General features: G+C 59.4%; 14 protein-coding genes. 5 read left to right on the forward strand and 9 right to left on the reverse strand.

The features are described 5' to 3' along the window. The first annotated feature begins 492 nt into the window (after nucleotides 1-492). Both Q8X48_RS16055 and Q8X48_RS16060 read left to right on the forward strand, forming a co-directional pair. A complete protein-coding gene (locus Q8X48_RS16055) occupies nucleotides 493-11,175 on the forward strand; it encodes a peroxidase family protein (RefSeq protein WP_407801125.1) in 10,683 nt (3,560 codons plus the stop codon). A gap of 182 nt (nucleotides 11,176-11,357) precedes the next feature. Then, nucleotides 11,358-11,933 (forward strand): hypothetical protein, encoded by a 576-nt coding sequence (locus tag Q8X48_RS16060; protein WP_015094313.1) that lies wholly within the window; start codon nucleotides 11,358-11,360, stop codon nucleotides 11,931-11,933. Nucleotides 11,934-11,958: 25 nt separating this feature from the next. On the opposite strand, the gene Q8X48_RS16065 is transcribed toward Q8X48_RS16060, so the two are convergent. The 7 genes from Q8X48_RS16065 to Q8X48_RS16095 all read right to left on the reverse strand — a co-directional run bounded on the left by Q8X48_RS16065 (nucleotide 11,959) and on the right by Q8X48_RS16095 (nucleotide 19,134). Further along, nucleotides 11,959-12,948: a fatty acid desaturase family protein gene (locus Q8X48_RS16065; protein ID WP_407801126.1), complete on the reverse strand. Its 990-nt coding sequence runs from the start codon at nucleotides 12,946-12,948 to the stop codon at nucleotides 11,959-11,961. Between the two features lie 56 nt (nucleotides 12,949-13,004). Continuing rightward, nucleotides 13,005-13,787: a PaaX family transcriptional regulator C-terminal domain-containing protein gene (locus Q8X48_RS16070; RefSeq protein ID WP_407801127.1), complete on the reverse strand. Its 783-nt coding sequence runs from the start codon at nucleotides 13,785-13,787 to the stop codon at nucleotides 13,005-13,007. Between the two features lie 148 nt (nucleotides 13,788-13,935). Continuing rightward, a complete protein-coding gene (locus tag Q8X48_RS16075) occupies nucleotides 13,936-14,394 on the reverse strand; it encodes a glycine zipper 2TM domain-containing protein (RefSeq protein ID WP_007976931.1) in 459 nt (152 codons plus the stop codon). Between the two features lie 14 nt (nucleotides 14,395-14,408). After that, on the reverse strand, nucleotides 14,409-14,837 hold the full coding sequence (locus Q8X48_RS16080) for a hypothetical protein (RefSeq protein WP_126050412.1): 429 nt from the start codon (nucleotides 14,835-14,837) through the stop codon (nucleotides 14,409-14,411). Between the two features lie 28 nt (nucleotides 14,838-14,865). Further along, a complete protein-coding gene (locus Q8X48_RS16085; protein WP_407801128.1) occupies nucleotides 14,866-15,543 on the reverse strand; it encodes a DUF3313 domain-containing protein in 678 nt (225 codons plus the stop codon). Nucleotides 15,544-15,590: 47 nt separating this feature from the next. Then, nucleotides 15,591-16,859, reverse strand: coding sequence for an OmpP1/FadL family transporter (locus Q8X48_RS16090; protein ID WP_407801129.1), 1,269 nt, complete (start codon nucleotides 16,857-16,859; stop codon nucleotides 15,591-15,593). 238 nt (nucleotides 16,860-17,097) lie between these two features. After that, complete coding sequence (locus Q8X48_RS16095; RefSeq protein WP_407801130.1) at nucleotides 17,098-19,134, reverse strand: alkyl/aryl-sulfatase; 2,037 nt, start codon at nucleotides 19,132-19,134, stop codon at nucleotides 17,098-17,100. A gap of 153 nt (nucleotides 19,135-19,287) precedes the next feature. Between Q8X48_RS16095 and Q8X48_RS16100 the strand changes: the two genes are divergently transcribed. The 3 genes from Q8X48_RS16100 to Q8X48_RS16110 all read left to right on the forward strand — a co-directional run bounded on the left by Q8X48_RS16100 (nucleotide 19,288) and on the right by Q8X48_RS16110 (nucleotide 22,853). After that, a complete protein-coding gene (locus tag Q8X48_RS16100) occupies nucleotides 19,288-20,247 on the forward strand; it encodes a LysR family transcriptional regulator (protein WP_407801131.1) in 960 nt (319 codons plus the stop codon). 164 nt (nucleotides 20,248-20,411) lie between these two features. Beyond that, nucleotides 20,412-20,858 (forward strand): hypothetical protein, encoded by a 447-nt coding sequence (locus tag Q8X48_RS16105; RefSeq protein WP_126050422.1) that lies wholly within the window; start codon nucleotides 20,412-20,414, stop codon nucleotides 20,856-20,858. Between the two features lie 282 nt (nucleotides 20,859-21,140). Next, nucleotides 21,141-22,853 carry an arylsulfatase gene (locus tag Q8X48_RS16110; RefSeq protein ID WP_407801132.1) on the forward strand — a complete coding sequence of 571 codons (1,713 nt, stop codon included), beginning with the start codon at nucleotides 21,141-21,143 and terminating at the stop codon, nucleotides 22,851-22,853. Between the two features lie 76 nt (nucleotides 22,854-22,929). Here the strand turns inward: Q8X48_RS16110 and Q8X48_RS16115 are convergent, their stop codons facing one another. Together Q8X48_RS16115 and Q8X48_RS16120 are read right to left on the reverse strand one after the other, a co-directional pair. After that, nucleotides 22,930-23,589: a MarC family protein gene (locus Q8X48_RS16115; protein WP_015094324.1), complete on the reverse strand. Its 660-nt coding sequence runs from the start codon at nucleotides 23,587-23,589 to the stop codon at nucleotides 22,930-22,932. 146 nt (nucleotides 23,590-23,735) lie between these two features. Then, a complete protein-coding gene (locus Q8X48_RS16120) occupies nucleotides 23,736-25,322 on the reverse strand; it encodes a GMC family oxidoreductase (protein ID WP_407801133.1) in 1,587 nt (528 codons plus the stop codon). Between the last annotated feature and the right edge of the window lie 62 nt (nucleotides 25,323-25,384).

Raw genomic sequence — 25,384 nt, forward strand, 5'->3', positions numbered from 1 at the left:
ATAACATTTCGCTCTATACCTGCACTCAACTTTCTATATGTCCTTTAAAAACAGCTAGTTGTGTCGACTAAACACCAGTCGTCTGTTTTCACGACGGAATATTGACAAAGATTTGCTATGGAACTTTAGTCTTAGTTATCGGGGGGGCCGCCCGCCTGAAGCTTGTCATCGTTTTGGCAACGCAAGGCGCGGTGATTTCCCGGAAGGAGCAGAGCATGTCGATCATTGCGTTCTTTTGCAGAGTGAAGGGGCTTTCCAGCAAGTTTGCCTTTACCTCCTGTTTCCATGGCCCGCCCAGGGCTCGTACTCGCTCTGCCTGACCGTTCGGCGAGCCATTCACTACGCGAATTCCAGGCGCGTATCCCGGGTTCCGGGTAACGCCAGCTCTCGCAAAAAACATGACCAACACACTGCGCAAGCCAGCACTTGACTTGGCGCGGGAGGATTTTCTCGTCCCGCGCCTTTACCCAGACAGATCGAGGGCAATCCAAAATGGCCAATTTCACCCAATCGGACCTGGAATTCATCCTCAAGCAAATCTTTATCGCCGAAGCGAATGCCGCCGGCACCAGCCTCATTGATTTGCTTCCCAACACTCAGGTGCCATTCGGTCTGCGTACCGTCGATGGCAGCTTCAACAACCTGGTCACCGGCCAGACTGATTTCGGCGCGGCGGACGCTGATTTTCTGCGCCTGCTTGATCCTTCCTTTCTATCGGCGCAATACGCAGGAACCGGGACGGTGGTCGACCCGCAACCACGGATTATCAGTAACCTGGTCGTCGACCAGACCGCCAACAACCCGGCGGCCTATGCGTCTGCGTTCGACCCGGGCCTGGACGGTGTGCTCAACTTCGGCACGGCGGGTAATGACGACGTACTCAAGGATGGCGTACAGATAGTCACCAGCCCCGGACTGGATGGCGTGTTCGGCACGGCCGATGACAAGGACGTGTTCTTCATGCCCAACGTGTCGCCGGACGTCGGCCTGACCGCCAGCTTCAACTCGTGGATGACCTTCTTCGGCCAGTTCTTCGACCACGGTCTCGACCTGGTCACCAAAAGCACTACCGATGTCGTGTTCATTCCGCTGCAGGCGGACGATCCGTTGTTCGTACCGGGCAGCCCGACCAACTTCATGGTGCTGTCACGCGCAGTGCATACCGCTGGCGCGGACGGCGTAGTCGGCACGGCCGATGATGGCCAGACCAACACCACCTCGCCGTTCGTCGACCAAAGCCAGACCTACAGCTCGCACCCCTCGCATCAGGTGTTCCTGCGCGAGTACGTTCTCAACGCCGCAGGTGACCCTGTTGCCACGGGGCGCCTGATTACCAACCGCGATCTCGGTGCTGATGGCATATTCGGCACTGCCGATGATGGCGCCGGTGATGGCATGGCGACCTGGGCAGTGGTCAAGGCGCAGGCCCGTGACATGCTCGGCATCAACCTGACCGACGCCGACGTGCACAACGTGCCGTTGCTGGCAACCGATGCGTACGGCAACTTCATTCGCGGGCCTAGCGGCATGCCGCAGGTGGTGATTCGCATCAGTAACGGTGCCGACGGCATCGCCGGGACAGCGGATGACGTCACGCAACTGGTCGAAGGCAACCGGGCTGCTCCGATCAGTTTGACCAACGCAGTGAGTACCGGGCATGCCTTCCTCGATGACATTGCCCACAATGCTGCACCCGTCGTCGTCGGTGGCGTTCTGCAGGCGGATGCCGACATCGCTGTCGGCAATGCGCAGCCCGTTGGCCCTGGCGGCAACAACCTGACCTATGACAACGAACTGCTCGACGCCCACTTTATTGCCGGCGACGGCCGGGTTAACGAGAACATCGGCCTGACCGCCGTGCACCATGTGTTCCACTCCGAGCACAACCGTCTGGTCCAGCAGTCCAAGGACACTATCCTTGCCTCCGGTAACCTGGCCTTCCTCAATGAGTGGCTGGCTGACGACGTGACTGCGATACCGACTACACCCGCCGGGATCGCGGCACTGGTGTGGGATGGTGAACGCCTGTTCCAGGCCGCCAAGTTCGGTACTGAAATGCAGTACCAACACCTGGTGTTCGAGGAATTCGGGCGTACTGTTCAGCCACAGATCGACGAATTCCTTGCGCCCAACGGGTATGACACCTCGATCAATCCGGCAATCCTCGCCGAGTTCGCCCACGTGGTGTACCGCTTCGGTCACTCGATGTTGACCGAGACCGTCGATCGCTTCGACCCTGCGTTCAATCCGCTGCTCACTGACCCCACCAACCCGGACTCGCAAATGGGGTTGATTGCGGCCTTCCTCAACCCTCTGGCGTTCGCCAGCAGCGGGTTGACTGCGGACCAGGCGGCAGGTGCGATCATTCGCGGTGTGACCCGCCAGGTCGGTAACGAGATCGATGAGTTCGTCACTGAAGCGTTGCGCAACAACCTGCTCGGTCTGCCGCTCGATTTGCCGGCCCTGAACCTGGCGCGCGGTCGCGACACGGGCATCCCCACCTTGAATGAGGCGCGCCGGGAGTTCTACGCATCAACCGGCGACAGCCAGCTCAAGCCGTACATCAGTTGGGCTGACCTGGCGGACAGCCTCAAGCACCCCGAGTCACTGGTCAACTTCATCGCGGCCTACGGCACGCACAGCACGATCACGGCGGCGACCACACTGGCAGGCAAACGCGATGCAGCCCTGGCGCTGGTATTGGGGGGCGTGGGTTCGCCCGCTGACCGCCTGGACTTCCTCAACAGCACCGGTGCCTATGCCAACGTAACGCTGGCCGGCGCGGATGGGGTACTGGGTACTGCAGATGACCTGACCGGTGTGACGGTCACGGGCGTTGACGACATCGACTTCTGGGTCGGTGGCCTCGCCGAACAGAAAATGCCGTTCGGCGGCATGCTCGGCTCGACCTTCAACTTTGTGTTTGAAACCCAGATGGAGGCGTTGCAGAACGGCGACCGCTTCTACTACCTGGCGCGTACCGCGGGCCTGGACTTCGGCACCGAGTTGGAAAACAACTCGTTTGCCAAGCTGATCATGCTCAACTCCGATGTTACTCACCTGTCGAACACTGTGTTCCTGACACCGACGTTCACCCTCGAGGTGGATCAGACCGCTCAGTTCACCGGCCTTGGTGCGGACGGCCGAGCCGACCCGACGGGCGGCATCATGATCAACGGCGTCGAAGTCGTGTCGCTGGTGATTCGCGACAACCCTGACACCGTGGGTCCGGATACCAATTATCTGCAGTACACCGGTGAAGACCATATCGTCATGGGCGGCACCGCCGGCAATGACATCCTCATTTCCGGCGAGGGCGATGACACCCTTTACGGCGACGGCGGCAATGACCGCCTCGAAGGCGGCGCCGGGAACGACGCGGTACTGGGTGGCGCAGGTGATGACATCATCAGCGACTCGTTCGGCGACAACCGTCTGGAAGGCAATGACGGTAACGATGTGATCGTGGCCGGCAGCATGCTGGTTGGTGGCAATCTGATCCTGGGTGGCGCTGGCCAAGACTTCATCATCACCACGGAAGACATTTCCCTGACCTTCGGCGGCCAGGATGACGACTTCATCCTGGGTGCCAAGACCAACCTGCCACCTACCGGTGGCGAAGGTGATGACTGGATCGAGATGGGCACCCAGGACGGTGCGCCTGGCGATAACGCCTCGCCGTTGCTCAATGACGACGTGATAGGTAACGACATCTTTATCGGTGGTCCCGGCTTCGACGAAATGATCGGCGAGGGTGGCGATGACATCTTCACCGGCAGCGACGCTCAGGACAAGATGGACGGCATGTCCGGTTTCGACTGGGTGACCTACAAGAATGACAGGACCGGCGTGACCGCCGACCTGACCATGGCCGCGCTGGCACAGCCACACGGCAATGCGCCCAACCAGAACACCGGTGTGTTCAATCCGGTCGGGGCCTCGCCGGCCTCGATTCTCGACCGTTTTGCCGAGGTCGAGGGCTTGTCCGGTTCGAGCTTCGGCGATGTGCTCAAAGGCGATAATGTCAATGCCGACACCATCATCAACCACGGCGGTACCACAGGCAGTGCGCTGACCAATGTGGCGTTGATCCGCGGGCTGGAGCAGTTCCTGGCCGATGCCGGATTGCCGACCACCGGCTTTGCCACTGGCAACATCATCCTCGGCGGCGATGGCAGTGACCTGATCGAGGGTCGCGGTGGCGATGACCTGATCGACGGTGACAAATGGATCAACGTCAGGATTGCCGTTTATGATCCGGCTGACGTCAACCATACCGGTCCCGAAATCGCCTCCTTCGACAGCATGGTCGATATGATTCCGCTCATGCTGGACGGCACCATCAACCCTGGTCAGCTCCAGGCCGTGCGGGAAATCATGCCCGGCACCTCGACTGACGGGGAGGCCTTCGACACCGCCATTTTCTCCGGGCTTCAGGACGAGTATACGGTGACCGTCGACGACCGCGGTACCGACGATCTGGAGGACGACGTCTATACGGTGACAGACAGCGTAGCGGGCCGTGACGGCACCGATACCCTGCTGCATATCGAACGCCTGCAATTCGCCGATAACCAGCTGGTGCTGGTGGATGGACTCAATGCCGAACCGACTGGCAGTCCGACTGTCACCGATGGCAACGGCGGCGCGATAGTCGTGGGCGATATACTGACTGTCAGCGTGGCCGGGGTGCGCGATGGCGACAACGTCACGGCGGGTAATCCGCAGGGCTTGATCAACGGTTCGGTGTCCTACTTCTGGCAATTCGAAGCAGACCCAGGCAGCGGCATTTTCGAGGACATCGTCCTGTTGCCGGCTGGCGATCTGGCGTTCCAGAGTGCCGACGGCACCACGTTCAAGGTCTCTCCCGACCTTGCCGGATTGTCGTTGCGGGTCAAGGCGATCTACCAGGACGGTCATGGCACGACTGAAGTGTTGTTCTCGCAACCCACTTCAGTGGTGGCTCCCGGCGCGCCGGTTGTGCCAACGGCGCAGACCCCGGTTGTCGATGCCACCGCGGGTGGCGCAGGCCTGCACATGGTCCGCTCCGACCTCAACTTCATTCTTGACCAGATCAAGATTGCCGAGGCTGATGCGGCCGGTCAGGACATCCTCTCGCTGATCCCGAACATCCGCGCGCCGTTGGGCCTGCGTACGGTCGACGGGTCGAGCAACAACCTGTTGAACCTCAACGGCACCAACAACACCGAGTTCGGCGCCGCCGATAACCTCTTTCCGCGGGTGACCGATCCGGTCTTCAATCCGGCGGAACAGGGAACGTCGTATGCGCAGGACAACGGCATTGTGATTGACTCGCAGCCGCGCACCATCAGTAACCTGATCGTCGACCAGACGTCGAACAATCCGGCGGCCTATGCCACGGCTTTCGACCCGGGCGCGGACGGTGTGCTCAACTTCGGTCTGGCGGGTAATGACGACGTGCTCAAGGATGGCGTATCGATAGTCGCCAGCCCGGGCCTGGACGGTGAGTTCGGCACTGCCGACGACCGCGATGTGTACCTGTTCGAGAACACCACGGCGGACGCGGGGTTGTCCGCACCGTTCAACGCCTGGATGACCTTCTTCGGGCAGTTCTTCGATCATGGCCTGGACCTGGTGACCAAAGGTGGTTCGGGCACCGTGTTCATCCCGCTGCAACCGGATGATCCGCTGTTTGTGCCTGGTAGCCCGACGAACTTCATGGTTCTGACCCGCGCGACCAACCAGCCGGGGGCCGATGGCATTCTCGGCACGGCCGACGACATCCATGAGCACACCAACACCACCTCGCCGTTCGTGGACCAGAACCAGACCTATAGCTCGCATCCGTCGCACCAGGTGTTCCTGCGCGCTTATCAATTGACTGACAACGGCCCCATAGCGACCGGCAGGCTGATCACCAACCGTGACCTGGGGGCGGATGGCCAGTTTGGTACCGCGGATGACATCGAACTGGGTGGCATGGCGACCTGGAAAGTGGTCAAGGCACAGGCCCGCGACATCCTGGGTATCAACCTTACCGATGCCGATGTCGATAGTGGCCCGCTGTTGGCGACCGACGCCTATGGCAATTTCATCAAGGGACCGAACGGCTTCCCAATGGTGGTGATGACGGGGGTTGACGGTATTGGCGGCACGCCTGATGACGAACTTGTCGAAGGCAATCCGCTAGCGCCGATTGACCTGAGCAATGCCGTGCGCACCGGTCACCAGTTCCTCGCCGACATCGCTCACAATGCCGTGCCGGTCGTCGTTGGTGGGGTTCTGCAGGCGGACGCTGACACCGATGTCGGCAATGCGCAGCCTGTTGGCCCAGGCGGCAACAACCTGACCTATGACAACGAACTGCTCGACGCTCACTACATCGCCGGCGACGGCCGGGTCAACGAGAACATCGGTCTGACCGCGGTGCATGCGATCTTCCACTCCGAGCACAACCGGCTGGTTGCGCAGACCAAGGACACCGTGCTCGATTCGGGTGACGTGGCCTTCCTCAACGAGTGGCTGCTCACTCCGGTGAGTGCGCTGCCAACCAACCAGGCCGAGTTCGATGCGCTGGTGTGGAATGGCGAGCGCCTGTTCCAGGCTGCCAAGTTCGGCACCGAGATGCAGTACCAGCACCTTGTGTTCGAGGAGTTTGCGCGGACCATCCAGCCCAACATCGACCTGTTCTTCGCACCGACCCAGGTCTATGACGTTGACCTCGACCCCTCGATCGTTGCCGAGTTCGCCCACACCGTGTACCGGTTTGGCCATTCGATGCTGACCGAGACCGTCGATCGCTACGACATCGACTTCAACGTGGTAAGCGATCCGAACAGCGCTGATCCCACTCAGCAGCTCGGCCTGATCGCGGCGTTCCTCAACCCGTTGGCGTTCGCCGCCAGTGGTGTGTCGGCAGAGGATGCGACCAGTGCGATCATACGTGGGGTGACCCGGCAAGCCGGTAACGAAATCGACGAGTTCGTCACCGAGGCGCTGCGCAACAACCTGCTCGGCCTGCCGCTCGACCTGCCGGCGATCAACATCGCCCGTGGCCGCGACGTGGGGATTCCCTCGCTCAACGCGATCCGCCGCGACATCTACAGCCAAACCGGTGATACCCAACTCAAGCCGTACACCAGCTGGGTCGACCTGGTGCAGCACCTCAAACATCCGGAGTCGTTGATCAACTTCATCGCGGCCTACGGCACGCATGACACGATCACCGCGGCGACCACGCTGGAAGGCAAGCGCGCTGCGGCGATGTTGCTGGTGTTTGGCGATGGTGGTGTTACGGAGCCAGTCGATCGTCTGGACTTCCTCAACAGCACCGGTGCCTATGCCAACGTAACGCTGGCCGGCACGGATGGCGTGCTGGGCACTGCCGACGACCTGAGGGGTGTGACTGTCACTGGCGTCGATGCCATCGATCTCTGGATCGGCGGCCTGGCCGAACAGAAAACCCCGTTCGGCGGCATGCTCGGCTCGACCTTCAACTTCGTGTTCGAGAACCAGCTGGAAAAACTGCAGGATGGCGATCGCTTCTACTACCTGGAGCGTACCGCTGGCCTGTCGATGAATGCCGAACTTGAAAGCAACTCGTTTGCCAAGCTGATCATGGCCAACACTTCGGCCACTCACTTGCCGGGCCTGGTGTTCTCGACCCCGGGACTCTACCTGGAAGTGGACCCGGGCAGGCAGTTCAACGAAGGCCTGGCTGCCGCTGATCCGCTCGGCCCGAACGGCGAGCAGGTGGTGTTCCGCGACAACCCGCTGACCGTGGGCGCGGACACCAACTACATCAAGTACACAGGTGATGAGCACATCGTGCTGGGCGGCACCGACGACGCAGACATCCTCATCTCCAGTGAAGGCGACGACACTGTCTGGGGTGATGGCGGCAACGATCGCATCGAAGGCGGTGACGGCAACGACCAGCTGCGCGGTGGCGCCGGCGACGACATCATTACCGACACTGGCGGCGACGATAACCTCCAGGGTGGCGACGGTAATGACGTGCTGCACGGAGGCAACGGCGTCAACCTGATCATTGGCGGGTTCGGCAACGACTTCATCATTACCGGTGAGGACGCCTCCGAAGCCATTGGTGGCCAGGGCAACGACTTCATCCTGGGCAGCAAGGCCAACGAGCAGGACATGGGTAACGAAGGCGACGACTGGATCGAGAAGGGCACTTCGGACGGTGCACCTGGCGACAACTTCGACCCGCTCGGCAACGACCCTGTGATCGGCCACGATGTATACGTCGGCGGCAACGAGAACGACAAGTTCAACGGCGAAGGCGGCGACGACATCATGGTCGGCAGTCTCGGCCTTGGTGACCGCTATATCGGCGGCTCGGGTTATGACTGGGCAACCTTCAAGGGGCTCGCCCAGGGCGTGAGCATCGATTTCAGCGACCGCTTCTTCGATGTACCACCGACGCCGGGTTCGGGTGCCTCGGCGCTGGTGCGTTTCGACGCCATGGAAGGTCTGTCGGGTTCTTCCCACGGTGATTACCTGCGCGGCGATAGCACAGATGCGACAACGCTACCTACTGCGGGTGCAACCGGCAGTGTGCTGACCAACATCAGCCTGATCAACGGTCTGTCCGATCTGCTGGCAGCGGGAGCTACGTTCTTTGACGGCGGCAACATCATCCTCGGTGGCAGCGGCAGCGACCTCATCGAGGGTCGCGGTGGTGACGACATCATTGATGGTGACAAGTGGCTGAACGTGCGCATCAGCGTACGGGCGAATGCTGATGGAAGCGGCGCGGAGATCGCCACGTTCAACAGCATGGAACCACTGGTGCCGTTCATGCTCAACGGTACTTACAACCCGGGCCAGTTGGTCATCATGCGGGAGATTCTGACCGGCACTGACAACTTCGACACTGCGGTGTATTCCGGTAATGCGTCGGAGTACACGGTCGCTGTCGAAGGCAACGCCGTCATCGTGACCGACCTGGTGGCCGGGCGTGATGGCGTCGATCGCCTGACCGGCATCGAGCGTCTGCAGTTCGCTGACCAGGCGCAGGCCTCCGGTGTTGGCACCGCCTCGAACAGCGCTCCTGTGGGACGTCTGGCGATCCTCGATGCTACCACCGGTGCGCGTGTCGATGCGCCTGTCGCCGGCCAACTGCTGCGCGTCAGCAGCCAGTCGATACGCGACGCCAACAGCGTGGGTGCGGCCAATCCGACCGGTGCGGTTACCGGACCGGTGGCTTACTATTGGCAGGTCGAAACCATTGCCGGTTCGGGCATCTATGATGACATCACCATTCTCGCCGCCGGCGAGGCATCGCGGGTGACGGGCGCCACCTATATGGTGGCGGACGATGTCGCCGGGCTGAACATCCGCGTTCGGGCGGTCTATCAGGATGGCAATGGTACGCTGGAGATCGTCGACTCGTCGGCGAACAACGCACCGACCGCAGGGCCGGGCATCCTCGGGTTTGCGTTTCTGAACCAGGTGTTGACCGCCGACCTGTCGACCATCGTCGACGTCGATGGCCTCAGCAATCCGCAGTTCACCTTCCAGTGGCAGGAGACCAACGGGGTCACCTTCGTTGACATCGCCGGAGCCACCACTAGCACGTTCACGCTTGGCCAGGCTCAGGTCGGCGATCAGGTGCGCGTGGTGGTCAGTTACGTCGATGACTTCGGTGTGGCCGAAAGCATTGCGTCCGACGCCACGGCCCCGGTGACCGTCGGTGCAGTGTTTGTCGGTACCGCCGGTGACGACATTTTTATCGGCACGCCAGGCGACGACGTGGCCAGCGGAGGTGATGGCAACGACTTCCTGAACGGCCTGGGCGGCAACGACATCCTCAATGGTGACGCGGGCAATGACATTCTCATCGGGGGTACGGGTGCCGACACAATGGCTGGAGGTCTCGGCGACGATGTTTATGAAGTCACCGAGTCCGGGGACGTGGTGACCGAGCTTGGCGGTGAGGGTATTGACACGGTCTGGTCCTCGCTCGCGAGCTACACCTTGAGTGCCAATGTCGAGAATCTGTTTTTCGGCGGCAGCGGCAACTTCGTGGGCATCGGCAACGTGCTCGACAACACGCTCGTCGGTGGTGCGGGTAATGACGTGCTCATCGGTGGCGGCGGTGCCGACACGATGATCGGCGGTGCCGGCAGCGATGTCTATGAAGTCTCCGACCTTGGGGACGTTGTGTTCGAGCTCGCCGGCGCAGGCACGGACACGATCTGGACCTCACTTGCGAGCTACACCCTGGGTGCCAACGTCGAGAACCTGTTTTTCGGCGGCATCGGCAACTTCGCGGGCACTGGCAACACGCTCGACAACACGGTCGTGGGTGGTGCGGGTAACGACGTCCTCACCGGCGGCGCAGGTAACGACGTCATCATCGGTGGCGCAGGTGCCGACACGATGGTCGGTGGCGTCGGCAACGATACCTATGAAGTCTCCGACCTCGGGGACGTGGTGAGCGAGCTTGGCGGTGAGGGTATTGACACGGTCTGGACCTCGCTTGCGAACTACACCCTGGGTGCCAACGTCGAGAATCTGTTTTTCGGCGGCAGCGGCAACTTTGCGGGCAGCGGTAACGCGCTCGACAACACGATCGTGGGTGGTGCGGGTAACGACGTCCTCATCGGTGATGCAGGTAACGACGTCATCATGGGGCGCGCAGGTGCCGACACGATGGCAGGTGGTGTCGGCAACGATACCTATGAAGTCACCGACCTCGGGGACGTGGTGACCGAGCTTGGCGGTGAGGGTATTGACACGGTCTGGACCTCGCTCGCGAGCTACACCCTGGATGCCAACGTCGAAAATCTGTTTTTCGGCGGCGGCGGCAACTTTGCGGGCAGCGGCAACGGACTGGCCAACACGATCGTGGGGGGGGCGGGTAACGACGTTCTTACCGGCGGTGGCGGTAACGACGTGATGATTGGCGGCGTCGCCGGCAACGATACGTTCGTGTTTGCTGCCGCAGGTTTCGGCAACGACCAGATCTTCGGCTTCGGAGCCAATCCAGTCGGGCAGGACTTGCTCAATATCACGGCGCTGGGGATCACCAGCGCGACGTTCGCTGCCAACGTGACCATCACGGCCAACGGGGCAGACACGGTGGTAGGGATCGGGGCTGACAGCATTCAGCTTGTCGGTGTCAACAGCGCGGCCGTTGATCAAACGGACTTCATCCTGGCCACTTGAGGTCCTGGCCAGTACTGTCGCAGGGAGCGTGGACCACGGAAGGGAGGGCAATGGATGCCCTCCCTTTTTCCTTCCACTCAATGACCCATCGGTAATCGGGGTGCCAGCAGCGTACTGGAGCTCAACAAAGCAGGCTGGAATTGAGCTGCGAAATCAAAAAATGGAAAAGGGGACACCAGGTCGTGAACATTTCTGCCATCTGCATCTTGAGCAGCCTACTGGTTTCGGCCGCGGCATCTGCTACCGGGGCCGCTTCTGTCTTCGACCTGGACTTCACCAGGTCAGCCATGGAAACGCTGGAAAAACTGGATATCAACGACGCTTGTATTATCTCCGTCTCAAGTCCTGCTGCGTTTACCTTTTGCCGAAAAGGATCGTCAACACTCTGGAAGTATCAGGTGCTGGATCTGGAGCAACAGGCGGCGATCCAGATGGGACAAAAGCGCTCTTCGACCGACTATCAACGAATTACCGTTGTGCAACTCAATAGCGTTGCCTGCGAGCAGGATCACCTTGCAGCATTGGCTAAACCGGCTATCAGGCGTGGGCTTGCCCTTGGCCTGATCGCCCTGTTTCTGTTGGTCGGCCTGCGGTATACCTACCAGGCAATCAGGCATGGTTATTACGTACAGGTCGGTGTTGCGAAGCCCGGTTTGCAGCGATTGAGCGAGTCCGGATTACCGCAAAATTCAACGGTCATGGCATTGGTCGCGTGGGGTATGGCGGCAGCTACGGCATTTGTGTACTTCGGCTTTTGAGTCTGGGGCGAACAGTATTCACCCATCAGGCGGTGTGAATTCGCTGGCTCACACGCTTGAGCACCTGCAAGTAAGTGGGCGGTTGCGGCACGATGCCACGCTGTCGCAAAAGAGCATGCAACTTCGGCAGGCGAAAATACGGCACCGATGCCATCAGATGGTGCTCGATGTGAAAGTTGACCCGGATAGGTGCCACGCAAACGCGGGCGATAACACCGGCTTGTGTGGTTCGCGTATTGCGAAGGACGTCCGTGCCTGATTCCAGGCAGGCATGTTCGGCCATGGAGCGAATGCGGATGAACAACGGAAACGGCGTGATATAGGCCAGCACCCACACACCGTACAACCACGCCTGTCCACTGATCCAGAATGCGGCAAGGAGCAGGCCGTTGGTGAGTAGCATGCCGCTGGCGTTTCTGAAAAAGGTCCGTGGGTAGTTCCACCAGCGACGACCTGCCTGCGGCAGGCGGTGGATATCGCTGGTGAGCGACCACTGCAGCACGCCGGCATCCATCAGCACGCGTCCCGCCAGGAACTTCAGACCGGTAATGCCTGAAAGATCGCGCAGACACTTGCGCATCAAGGAGCGTCGCGTCGTAGGCAATCCGGCAACCAGGCAGAGATCGGGGTCGTCGACGCAAGAGGTCCTGGCGTGATGAGTCAGGTGATAGGGACGATATTTGCGCAGCTCGTTCCAGATCGGCCGGGCGCACAACCAGTCCACCAGTACGTCATTGCACCATTTGGTCTTGAACAATGTCCCGTGCGCGGCGTCGTGCTGCAAAATGCCAAAGCACAACTGGCGTCCGGCAATAATCACGACACCCACGATCAGGGCGAGACAAAATCCCCACCAGGGCAGGAGTTCGCGGGCCCAGGCCAGGCTTGTAAAGGTCAAGGCCAACACACCCCAAGTAGACACTACGGCCCAGGCACCCCAGAGGTCTGAGCGTTCGCTGAAGGATTTGATTTCGTCGCGGCTGAGAATATCGCTGATTTTGGTTTTGTTATGCATGTCTATCCTCGACATCAAGGGCCTGGAACGGCACGGGTGATGAGTCAATTGAGTCTTCAGGGCTGTTGCACAAAGGTGCGCCAGATCTGGTGGCCGCGATCCACGAAGCGCTGGGTGCAGGCAAAGAATTCCGTGCGCAGCGCCACATCGACCATAGGTTCCGGTAGCAGGGGGTCGAAGACGATCTGGCGGATGGCTTCGCGGCCGAGGATGAAAGACTCGCGTGCGGCCATATCCGGCTTCAGTTGCCCCGCGCGCAGCATCCAGCTTTCCAATTGCTCGCAATTGCGGCGATAGCTGTCGTCGAGCAACTCACCCTTCCACAGGTTTTGTATTCGCTGCGACTGCGCCTCTTCGAAGCCCTGGGCCTGGAAAACCAGTGCGGCCGGTTCCAGGCCGAGTTCGATCAAACGTCGACGCAACGATTCGATATCAGGCGAGATATTGTTCGGGCGCACGTACAGGTCTTTGTCCAGCTCCGCGAAACCCAGCATGTGCAGGGCACGTTCACGCTGGCGCAAGATGTTGCGATCACTGCGCCCCAGGGCATTGCACGCCACCATCAGATAACTGCCGTCCCACGGCCGCAGATGCTGCTCCACGTTGCGCCACTCGAACAGCTGCGCCGAGATGTCCCTGGCCTGCGGTCCCAACTGATAACTTCCTCGGCCCGCACCTTCGAGCAATGCTTCGATAGTGAGGCGCGCCAAGGTGACCCGGACGTTGTTTTCACTGATGCCGAATAGCTCGCAGGCGACGATGGCTTCCCTGACCTGCAAGGGAACGCCGTTTTTAGCGACCAGCAGTTCGAGCACCAGGCTTTTTACGCAAGGTTTCATGGTCTTTTCAGCTCATTACAGATTATGAATAAATCTATCGTGAAGTGTAATATTACACAGCAGTGGGTTTATTTATTTTTACTGTAATGACTTGGTTTATGCCTTGGGCTGCCTGATCAACGGCGTTTTACCGCTCCAGACGTGGCCGCTACCCACCCTGTGGCAGCACCCGGGCATTATTTCCCGAGCCTTCGATATAAACGTTCATGCCTTTGCTCAGGGCCGGATTGATCGGCTGGGTCACCGATACCAGCACGCCACTTTTCACCCGCACGATGACCTGTTGCGCGGCGACCGGCTGATCGTACTTTTTCTTCTCTGCGTAATTGCCTCCCACCGCACCGGCGAGTGCGCCGGCAACCATCGCAACGTCGCGCCCGGTGCCACTGCCGATCAGGCTACCGATGCCGAGACCGCCGAGACCACCAAGGACGGCGCCGACGCCACTGTCGTGATTGGTCTGCATCTGCGTCAGCGATATCTGCTCGATCTTGCCCGAGCGAATCTCCATTTCACCGGCACCACCATCGTTCGATCCCACGGCGGAACAGGCACTGATCAAGACAGTCGCCAACGTGACCGTCAGCCAGGACAGGATTGCTTTCATAGCTGTGCACCTCGTCATTGGTATTTGATGGCAATGCCTTTGAGCTTGCGGCCCTGGATCGTATCGATGTCGCGGTTCCACAGAGGACCGGTCACGTAGGCGGCGACGGGTTGGATCCGGTCATAAACCACCACCACCGCGTCTGCACCCAGTTTGGCGCCTTCTTCACGCAGCTTCTGTTCGACCTGGGTGATGGGCGGTGCCGGGTCGACGCTGGCATCGATCAGGATTTCGCCCAAACGCACACTGGGGCGCTTCGGTTCCGTGCGTAATATCTGGACTTCGCTGGGCAGGGTCGGAGCAGGGTGCTCGACCCCGACGTAGGCGGTCGTCTGGGCATCCACCGTTGCGCAAGCGCTTAACGCAAGCGCGCTGGCGATGAGCGTTGCGACGATTAAAGGCCTGTGCAAGTTTGTGAGTCGAAGCAATGTATGGGAAGCCATGTCAGCTATTCCTCTACGTGGAAGTGATTCAACTGCGGATGAATGCCCAGAGATCGACGTTCAACTTGTCGATCGCCGCCTTGAAGTCCTGGGCGGTGATTTTCTGGGTTTCGTTGGACAACTGCTTGCCGAACACCTTGCGCACGACCCTGGCCACGGTCTGGTTGTCTTTCGCGTCGATGAGTTCGGCCTCGATATACAGCTCGGTGTCCTGATCGCGGTGACCGGTGGCCGCCTGTGTCGCTCCGACGACAGCGGCGATGGGCACCACTTCATACCATTTCATGCCTTCGTTGGAGGCGCTCACGCCGGTAATCGCGGCGCGCAGGATCAAGGTTTTCGAACCTTTTGGCGCGGCACTCGTGTGGTGGACCATCCGGTATTTCTGCCCCAGCGTCGCCTTGACCCTGTTGGACATGTAGTCCCGGATGTCATCGAGTGTCTGCTGGTTGACCCGCTCATTGGGCTTGGGCGCCGGATACAGCTCCAGTCGCTCGAACGCTACCGTGTCATAGGCATTGGGGTTCCACGACGGGCTCACCCAGCGCATCGCCGTGCCGCCGCTGGGCGTGGTGACCTCCTGCAGATTGTCGTAGTTGGACAGGTAGCCGGAGTATTGCGCCTGTTCAGTGACTTTGGAGGTGCAACCACCGAGCAGAAGCCCGGCCACGGCGGCACCGACAAGCAGGTTTCGGGACAGATTCATGATGCTGTGTGCTCCTCGGATGAAGTCGCTTTTGTGTGGCAAGACACTCAAAAGCGCCAGGTCATGTTTCCGGTCACGGCTTGAATCCAGGCGCTGTCGAATTGACCGGAAATTCGATTGCCCGAAACGTTTCTGGTCTGGTCCACCGGCATGTCGCCAATCCAGATCATGGCCCAACTGAGGTTGACGTCGGTGTCCTTGTCCAGCGCATAGGTGGCTCCTGTCGCAAGGCGCCAGGACTCGGCCATCGGTACGGTCACGGTGCGGTTGCTGTCCGACACGGCGCTGCTGTCGTACGCCACGCCGACGTTCCACAACCATTGCGGGGTCGCCTGGTATTGCGCGCCGAGCGACAGGTGCCAGGTGTCCTTGAAATGTGCGTCGACAGTGGTTGATCGGGCGCCGAGCGCCGTGGTGTCGACCTGCACCGCGATGTCGCCGAACTCTGACCAGTCCTGCCAGTTGACCGAAGCGAGCAAGGCCCATTGCCGGTCCAGTTGCTGGAACAGGCTCAGGGTGACGGTTTGCGGCACCTTCACATCGAGTTCGGTTTTGGTGTTGTTGACGCGCTCGAGCAGTCGGCCATCGCCATTCACGTCCAGCTTGTCCTCGAAGTCCAGATCGACCTGGCTGGTGTAGGTCAGGCCAATGCGTGTGCCGGCTTGCGGGGCGTAGATCACGCCGACATTCGCACCGAAGCCCCAATCCTGGTCCTTGTACTTGAATTGGCCGTCGGTGCGGTCGGTAAAGCCGAACGGCGAGCGGTCAATCGCGGTCTGTGCTTGCAGCATGCCGTACATGGCCTTGACGCCCAGACCCACCGACCATTGCTCGTTGAAGCGGTAAGCCACGCTGGGCACCAACGACAAACCACCGAGGCTGGCGTTTTGCGCGAAGTAGCGCCCGGACCAGTCGTTGTCGTAATTGACCGCCAGACCGAAGTCGGCGTATTGGCCGAAGCCGACGCTCCAGTGCTCGTCCAGTTCATGGCTGATGAAGAAGCTGCCGCCGGGAATCGGGTCGAGGGCGTTGCCACTGCTGGTGCCCGGGGTGTTGGTGCCGGCGTCGCGGTCGAAGCTCAGGTCGCCGTACAGCACCTGCAAGCCGGCGGTGATTTGCGTGCCGGGCAGGTAGCTCAGGCCCGCGGGGTTGCTGGCAATGGTCGAGGGGCCTTGGGCGCGGGCCGCGGCACCGGCATTGGCCAGGCCAGCGTTATCGGTGCCGATTTCGTAAAGCATGAGGCCGCCGGCCCAGGCTGGCTGGCTGCATAGGGCCAATAACGTTAAGGCAGGTATTGCTCCTGATCTGGTTTGCATGGATTAGATCCCGGCAAGTGTACATTTTCGAAATAAGGGTAATAACAATCGTCGAGAAACTTTAACTGCATTGAACCAGCACGGGTCGATCACACATAAGTGGTAGTTCATATTCTCGATTTTGGAAGGAACAACTTGTGAATAGCGCCATCCATGCTCGTTATTGTTTATTCAGGGTCGCGAAGTAGAGCGCCACAGCGCTTCACCCCGGTGCAGGATGAAGCGCAGCCCTTGTTGATTACTGTTGGGTGCCTGGCAGTAGTTCAAAGGTCGGGGTAAACGGGGTGATCGCCGCCATCAACAGTTCGAACGGTTTACGATCGCCCTCGAAAGTGGCTTTGCCGGCTGCAACAAGTTGATCAAAGCTGGTTTTCCTGGCCATCACACCTTCAAGGTCAGCACGGTCAAGGGTGATGGTGAGGTCGGGTTTGCTGGCTTGCTGCCCCTTGATATTGGTCAGTGTCGAGTTGCTCAACTCCACAACAAATTGCTCGCCGTTATCGGGTGTCTTGAGGTTGAAGATGAAGTGCTGGTTCGCGACTTTGCTGCCATCCAGGGCAATGCCCAGGTACTCCAGCCATAACTCGGTGCTCATGCCGCGGATCATGTCCGCACCACCCGTTTTTGGCGGCACGCCCTTGGGCATGCCATGGCGCAGTTCATACGCGGCCGAGAGGAAACTATTGCGCACGCCGGCACTTTCCTTCTGATAACCGACTTGCTCATAGACATCCGCGAGCAAGTCCTTGGCCTTGCTGTTCTGCGGTTCGGCATACACCAGCTTGTTGAGGATTTCATAGGCTTCGCGGTACTTGCCCTGATCGAACAAGGACTTGCCCTTGGCCATGATCTTGTCGGCGCCTCCCATCATTTCCACATACAAGGGTGCCGAATCCTTCGGAGACAAGGGCATCAGCGTCGCCGGATTGGCATCCCAGTAACCCAGGTAGCGGTTGATCACGGCGCGACTGTTGTGTTCTTCCGAGCCGTGGTAGCTATGGGTCGCCCAGTTGTTTTTCAGGCTTTCGGGCAATTTGTAGACGTTTTGAATCTCGTTGATGGTGACGCCCTGGTTGGCGGCATGCAGCACGGCGTTGTTCAGGTTGGCATAGGCATCGCGTTGCGCGCGCATCACATCCTGAATCCGCTCATTGCCCCAGCGTGGCCAACTGTGGGAGGCGAACATGACGTCTGCCGTTTGACCGTAGCGATACAGGGCATTGTTGATGTTCTTCGACCAGACCAGCGGGTCGCGGACAAGGGCGCCGCGCAGGGTATAGATGTTATGGATGGTGCCAGTGATGTTCTCGGCTGCCCAGAACGCCTTGAACTGTGGGAACCAGGTGTTCATCTCTGCGGGCGCTTCAGTGCCGGGCGTGCTCTGGAACTCCATTTCGATACCGTCGATGGTCAGGGTCTCGAAATCTTTGGTAATGAAACGATTAGGTTCGATCAGGCCCATGTTGCCACTGGAAGCGTTTTTACCAATGGCCATGTCGACATGACCATAGGGGCTGTGCGGCAACAGCAAACCATATTGCAAGAACGCTCGCCGGTTCATGGCGTTGCCGGCGTAGACGTTTTCAGCCACGGCATGCTCCATGAAACCTTGCGGCGCAATCAGCGGGATCTTGCCGCTGCGGACATCGGTCTCGTCGACCACGCCGCGGATTCCGCCAAAATGATCGGCATGGGAGTGGGAGATCACCACCGCCACGACCGGGCGCTTGCCCAGCTTTTCGTTGATGAAGTCCAGGGCGGCCCTGGCGGTCTCCTTCGACAGCAGCGTATCGAAGACAATCCAGCCGGTGTCGCCCTTGATGAATGTGATATTGGCCAGGTCAAACCCGCGCACCTGGTAAATCTTTTCCGGAACGACTTCATAGAGGCCATAGGCCGTATTGAGCACCGCCTGACGCTGCAGCGACGGATTGATGCTGTCGTAATCCTTGCCTTCATTCAGGAAGTTGTAGCTCCCCATGTTCCACGCGACGTTCCCGGCGTCGGCCATGATCTTCTTGTAGGGCGGTGCGGCGATGAAGCCTTTTTTCGCTTCTTCAAGGTCGCGCTTGTCTGCAAAGGGAAGTGACTTGCGCACAGTGTTCTGCATGTCGACCGTGTAGGACGAAGGCGCCTTGCCCTTGCTGTCGAAGTGCACGTTTTGCGATGGAGCCGGATCGGAAGCTGCGCCGTTTGCATCGGCAGCGAAAACGCAAGGGCTGATGCCACCGCCAAGTGTGATCGCCAGTGCCAGATGGAGGGTCTTGTTGTACATGAAAGGTTCCTGCGCCAGATGAAGTGTCCAAGGGCGTCAAGGCAACGCGAGTGTTCTGCGTTCTCGGCTTGACCTGTCGAACCATGAATAGCATATTGAGTTAATTCCTAAAAATTCCGTTTTAAAGGCTTTCGATAACATAAAGGTTATGAAATGACGCCGAACCGCCTACGTCAGTTTTTGGCATTGATCGAGCACGCACACTTTGGCCGAGCGGCAAAGGCGCTGGGTGTTTCCCAGCCGGCGCTGAGCAAAAGCATCCAGTTGCTGGAGCGCGAACTCGGGGTCACGTTGTTCGATCGACGCACCGACGGCGTTGTATTGACTGCATTTGGTCATTTGCTTCGGGAGAAAAGTCAGCGCCTGTTGGTGGCGGAGCAGGATCTGCGCCGTGACATCGCCTTGCTCGCGGGCGGGGATATCGGCGCACTGAAAGTCGCTTTCGGTCCTTACCCCAGTATCATCAGCGGCTACGCCAGCATCGCGCGGATGCATGCCCGGCATCCGCAAATCAAGGTGACGGCCCATGTGGCCGGGTGGCGGGAGGTGGCGCATCAGGTCACAACCGGCGTGGTGGATCTGGGCATCGCTGAAATCAGTACGTTGCAAGGCCGGGAAGAACTCACCTGCGAGCTGTTGGGGGAACATGAAGGCCGCCTGTTCTGTCGCCCGGACCATCCGCTGCTGGCGCAAAACCGTTCCCTGACGCTGGCACAAACACTCGATTACCCCTGGGTGGCGTCGCGCATTCCCTTGCGATTGGCGACCCACTTGCTTCCGGCAACGCTGGGCTGCGCCGGTGCCTATGATGCGCTGACCGGAGACTTCGTACCGGCCATCGAAATTGATGTGCCCATGCAAATCGTGAAGTTCGTCGAGAACAGCAACGCCTTGGCGCTGGGGAATCTGTCGACGTTCGAGCGCGAATTGTCGGCGGGTGAAATCGTGCCATTACCCGTTCAGGACCTCGCACTGCGTACCCGGTACGGCTTCATTTACCTCAAGGAACGCTCGCTGCCACCCGCGGTAGAGGTGTTCATGAAAGAAGTGAGGGCAGTGGAGGCCGACGTTTGCCAGCGCGAAAGTCTGTTGGTCAAGATCATGGAGGCGTGAAAGCAAGGACAGATGACACTGCCAGCGTTTCTTCTATTTTTTTGCCTGATCGTCGGATGACAGGTGCGAAGTTTTCCAATGCGGATTTATTGAGGTACAGCCCATTTATTAATGAGCTATACCCAATGTTCCCCCATGCACTTCTTCCACTTTTGGAGGTTGTTATGAATACCCGCATCGTTCCACTCGCGCTACTCATGGCAGGTCTTTTCGGTTGCAGCACGGCTTCGAACCACTCAATGAATCTGCCTCTGGCGGCCACCCACCGCAATGCGGGCCAGACGGGCAACGCCACCCTGACAGCCGAAGGCAATCAAACCAATTTTGATTTCTATATCACTGGCGTTCCGACCGGAACCCTCCTGCCGCCGCGCATTTACACCTTCATCAACAAAGGCAGCTGTCAGCAACCCGGACCTGTCGCCTATGCAATGAACGATAAGGTCAATACAAAAAATGAAGCCGGGGCCAATGGTTGGAGCTTTTACCGTAATGCGCCGATCGCAACGTCAGAGTTGCTTTCCGGAAAATATTCCATCGTCGTGCGTACATCACCCGAAGATGGCAGCGTCGATATTTTCTGCGGCGATGTCGCGCAGGCAAAGCGATGAAATGATGTGATCCTTTGAGGGGCGGCTTTGCGGCCGGCTCCTTGTAAATGCGCGTCTATACTCACCATCCGGTTAGTGGTAGGGCTGAATTCTGGGTATGCAAATGACTGGAGCCAAACACCATTGCGGTCAAAGCTCAACATATTTAAGGAAGCCGCACCCGTGACGGATGACCGTCAGCATTAAGGATGGGGCAGTTGAAGTTTTTGAGCCTTGAGAGATGAGAGCACGACGTATCCGAGATGGGTAGTTATGTGAATCAACTGGAAGAGGATCAAGTTAATGAAACTGAGAAAACTTGTACTGACGGGACTGGCGTTAAGCAGTCTTGCCGGTACCGCCAGCCTGTCGACAGTGACTCAAGCGGCCGACAAGAAACCCAACATCATGTTCATCATGGCCGATGACATCGGCTGGATGCAGCCGAGCATCTATCACCAGGGCCTGGCGGTGGGTGAAACGCCGAATATCGATCGCATCGCCCAGGAAGGCGCGAAATTCATGACCTACTACGCCGAGCAGAGTTGTACGGCGGGGCGCAATGCTTTTTTTACCGGGATGCACCCGCTGCGAACCGGCATGATCCCACCGCAATTGCCCGGCAGCCCGTCATGGCTGCGTCCTGGCACACCTGCGCTGTCCAAGTTCCTGCTGGATCTAGGCTATAACACAGGCGAATTTGGCAAGAACCACCTGGGTGACAATTTTGAGGCACTGCCGACTTCCCACGGCTTCCAGGAGTTCTGGGGTTACCTCTATCACCTCGATGCAATGCAGGGCGTGAGCTTTGTCGACATCAACAAGACGCCGCAGGTGCAGGGCATCGCCCCACCCTGCAAGGCCACGCCGATCAACGGGCTGCCGGACGTGCCTGGCGCCATCGATCCGCGGGAAGGTACCTGCCTGACGCCACCTCGTCCGGTCATGTCCTGCGTCTCCAGCGACGGTACGCAAAAGAACACCACGTGCAAGGACGAAGGGCCGCTGACGCTGGAACGCTCGAAGTCCGTGGATGAAGAAATCTCTGCCAAGGTCATCGACTTCCTCGACCGCAACGATCCGAAGAAGACCAACAAGCCCTTCTTCGTCTGGTACAACCCGGCGCGCATGCACATCACCACGGTGCTGCCACCCAAGTATGACGCCATGGTCGGCGAGCCCGGCGGAAAAGACTGGGGCACCAACGAAGCAGGCATGAAACAACTGGACGACAACATCGGTTATGTCCTGAAGAAACTCGAGGACATGGGCCAACTGGACAACACCATTGTCGTCTTCACCACCGACAACGGTGCGGAAACCATTACCTTCCCGGACGGCGGTACAACCCCGTTCAAAGGCGGCAAGTTGACCACCTGGGAGGGTGGCATGCGCGCTCCGCTGGTCATCCGCTGGCCCGGGGTGATCAAGCCAGGCACGGTCCTGACCGACATCTTTGCCTCGCTCGACTGGGTGCCGACACTGGTCAGTATCGCTGGCGGCAAGAAGGGCACTGAGCTGAACGAGCAGATCATGGCGGGCAATTACCCCGGCATCGTCAAGACCAAGCTCGATGGTGTGGATCAGACCGACTACCTGACCGGCAAGTCCGACAAGTCGGCGCGCGACACCTTCTTCTACTACACCGGCTCGCAACCTTCGGCGGTGCGCTACAAGAACTGGAAGATGTACTACACCATGGTGCCGGATACCGCGACGGGCGGGTTGTATGGCGCGACCACTTTCCACTGGACCCAACTGCTCAACCTCAAGCGCGACCCTTTTGAAACAACGGTCGGTGCCGATGCGAAGTCCATCACGGGCTATGGCGGTGCCTTGGGCTCACCGGGTAACGCCTATATCTACAACTGGAACATGCTGCCGATCGGACAATTGCTCTGGGAGAAGGAGCTGATGTCGTACAAGGACTTCCCGCCCATGCAGGCACCTGAAACCTACAACCTGGACGGAATCCTCAAAGCCATGAAGCAGAACGGTCATAACGGACACGATTGACGCCGTGGCTGGTGAGCTGCCATAAAAAAGGGCGCCCAAACAGGCGCCCGTTTTTTTGCATGAGAGCTTTGCAGTCCTACTTCGCTACACCGTTGAGTAGCACCCCATACGACTGCAGAAACTCCACCGTCCCGTGAAAGATCAGCCCCACGCCCATCGCCGAAACGAAGAAGCCGACGATTCGGGTCGCGGCATCGATGCCTTGCGGGCCAATCTTCTTGAGGATGTTGTTGGCGTAGGCCAAAGAGAGGTAAGTGACCAGCATGGTGGCGCAGATCGCCAGCGCCACGACGGCGAAGGACAGTACCGCGCGGTCGGAGTCCTTGATGGTGCTGGTCAGGCCAATCACCGTGGCAATGGCCCCGGGACCGAACATGATCGGCATGGCCATGGGGATGAAAGATACGTCCTCGTCGCCTTTGCCACCGCTTGGAATCAGGCTGCTGTCGGGGGAGGGCGCAAAAAGCTCGAACCCGATCCGCATCAGGATCACCCCGCCGACCACCCGAATCATACTCAGCGGAACTTCAAACAAACGCAGCAGCAGGTTGCCGAAGATCAAAAAGAAAAACATCAACAGCAGCGCGTAAAGGCAGGCCTTGCGCGCCACCCGACGCTGTTCGGCGGCATCTTTACCTTGCAACAGACCCAGGAACACCGGGATGGCTTCCAGTGGATTGATGATTGCCAGCAGGGTAGTGAACATGCCGAAGAACAGGGTGAAGTAGGCGTTCATGGATGATCTGCCCAAATGGGTGGTTGACCAAGTTACCTTAGCTGATCAGGAACAAATCACCTCAAACCACTGCGCGCTGTTCGGAAAGTGTGTACCGAAACCGCTGACCTCCCGCAGCAACGCCGAAGGTCGATTCGACAGCAGGATCACCCACTCGTGGACACCCAGTGCGCCGCGCGTTCGGCGATCATGATTGAAGCGGCGTTGGTGTTGCCACCCACCAGCGTCGGCATGATCGAGGCATCCACCACCCGCAGCCCCTCGATGCCATGCACGCGCAATTGGCTGTCCACCACCGCATGCTCGTCGTTGCCCATCTTGCAGGTACCGACCGGGTGATAAATGGTGTCGGTACGCTGACGCAACAGTTCGATCAGCTGTTCATCGCCATACAAGCCCTCGCTGAACATATCCTTCAAGCCATAACGCGCCATCGGCGCTTGTTGAATGATGTTCCGGGTCATGCGGTAGCCCGTGAGCAGGGTCTCGACATCTTCGTCATGCCCGAGAATGTTCGGGTCGATGCGCGGTGGGGCGCTCGGGTCGTTTGATTGCAAGCCGACGCTGCCGGTGCTCTTGGGCCGTAACACGCAGACGTGGCAACTGAAGCCGTGACCCCAGTGCAGCTTGCGGTTGTGGTCGTCGATCATCGCGATCACCGAATGTAGCTGGATATCCGGGCGTGCAAGTTTGGCATCGGTTTTCAGGAAGCCGCCACCTTCGGCGAAGTTGCTCACAAAAGGGCCGCGCCGATGACGGGCATAGTCGATCAAGGCCTTGCCCATTTTCACACTGCCGCGCAGTGAGACACCCATCAATGACGTATCCTGGCTCCTGTAGCTGAGCACGACATCCGGATGGTCCTGCAGGTTTTGCCCGACACCGGGCAGTTCGTGCTGCACCGTGATGCCTTGGGGCTTGAGTTCCTCTTGCGGGCCAATCCCCGAGAGCATCAGCAATTGTGGGCTGCCGAAACAACCGGCACTGAGCAGGACTTCCCGGCGTGCTTTGATGGTCTGGCGATTGCCCTTGAGGCGCAGCTCGACACCGACGGCTTTTTTGCCTTCGAGCACAATGCGTTCGGCAGCGGCCGACGTCAGCACCGTGAGGTTCTTGCGGATGTGTCGAACCGGTTTGAGGAACGCGGTGGCCGTGCTCCAGCGCCGACCGTCGCGGATCGTCACATCGAACTGGCCAACGCCTTCCTGGTCGACGCCATTGAAGTCGGGATTGTGGCGGTGTCCGGCCATCTGCCCCGCCTCGATGAAAGCTTGCGTGACGGGATGCATCGGGTTCCTGCCGACATAGAGTTCGCCTTGCGCCCCGTGGTAGTCGCATGCGCCGCGGTGACTCATTTCACTCTTGCGAAAGTACGGCAGTACCTCGGCGAACGACCAGCCGGGATTGCCCAGCGCCTGCCAATCGTCGAAGTCACTATGGTGGCCACGGATATACACCATGCCGTTGATCGAACTGCTTCCGCCCAGTACCTTGCCGCGTGGCTGGTAGCCGCGACGTCCGTTCAAGCCGGGCTGCGGTACTGTGTGAAATGCCCAATTGACGTGTCGGCTCGGCAGGATCGCCGCGACGCCCACCGGGGCATGGATCAATGGCGAGCGGTCTTCCGGACCGGCCTCCAGCAAACATACCGTGATATCGGGATTTGCACTCAAGCGGTTGGCCAGGACACAGCCGGCTGAACCGGCACCAATGATTACGTAGTCGAATTCCATCACACAATGATCCCGAGCGAGCGAACAGGGGCTGCTTCACCAGGAAGCAACAAAGGTACCTG

The organism is Pseudomonas sp. QLc11A (assembly GCF_052112305.1).
Lineage (GTDB): Bacteria > Pseudomonadota > Gammaproteobacteria > Pseudomonadales > Pseudomonadaceae > Aquipseudomonas > Aquipseudomonas laurylsulfatiphila.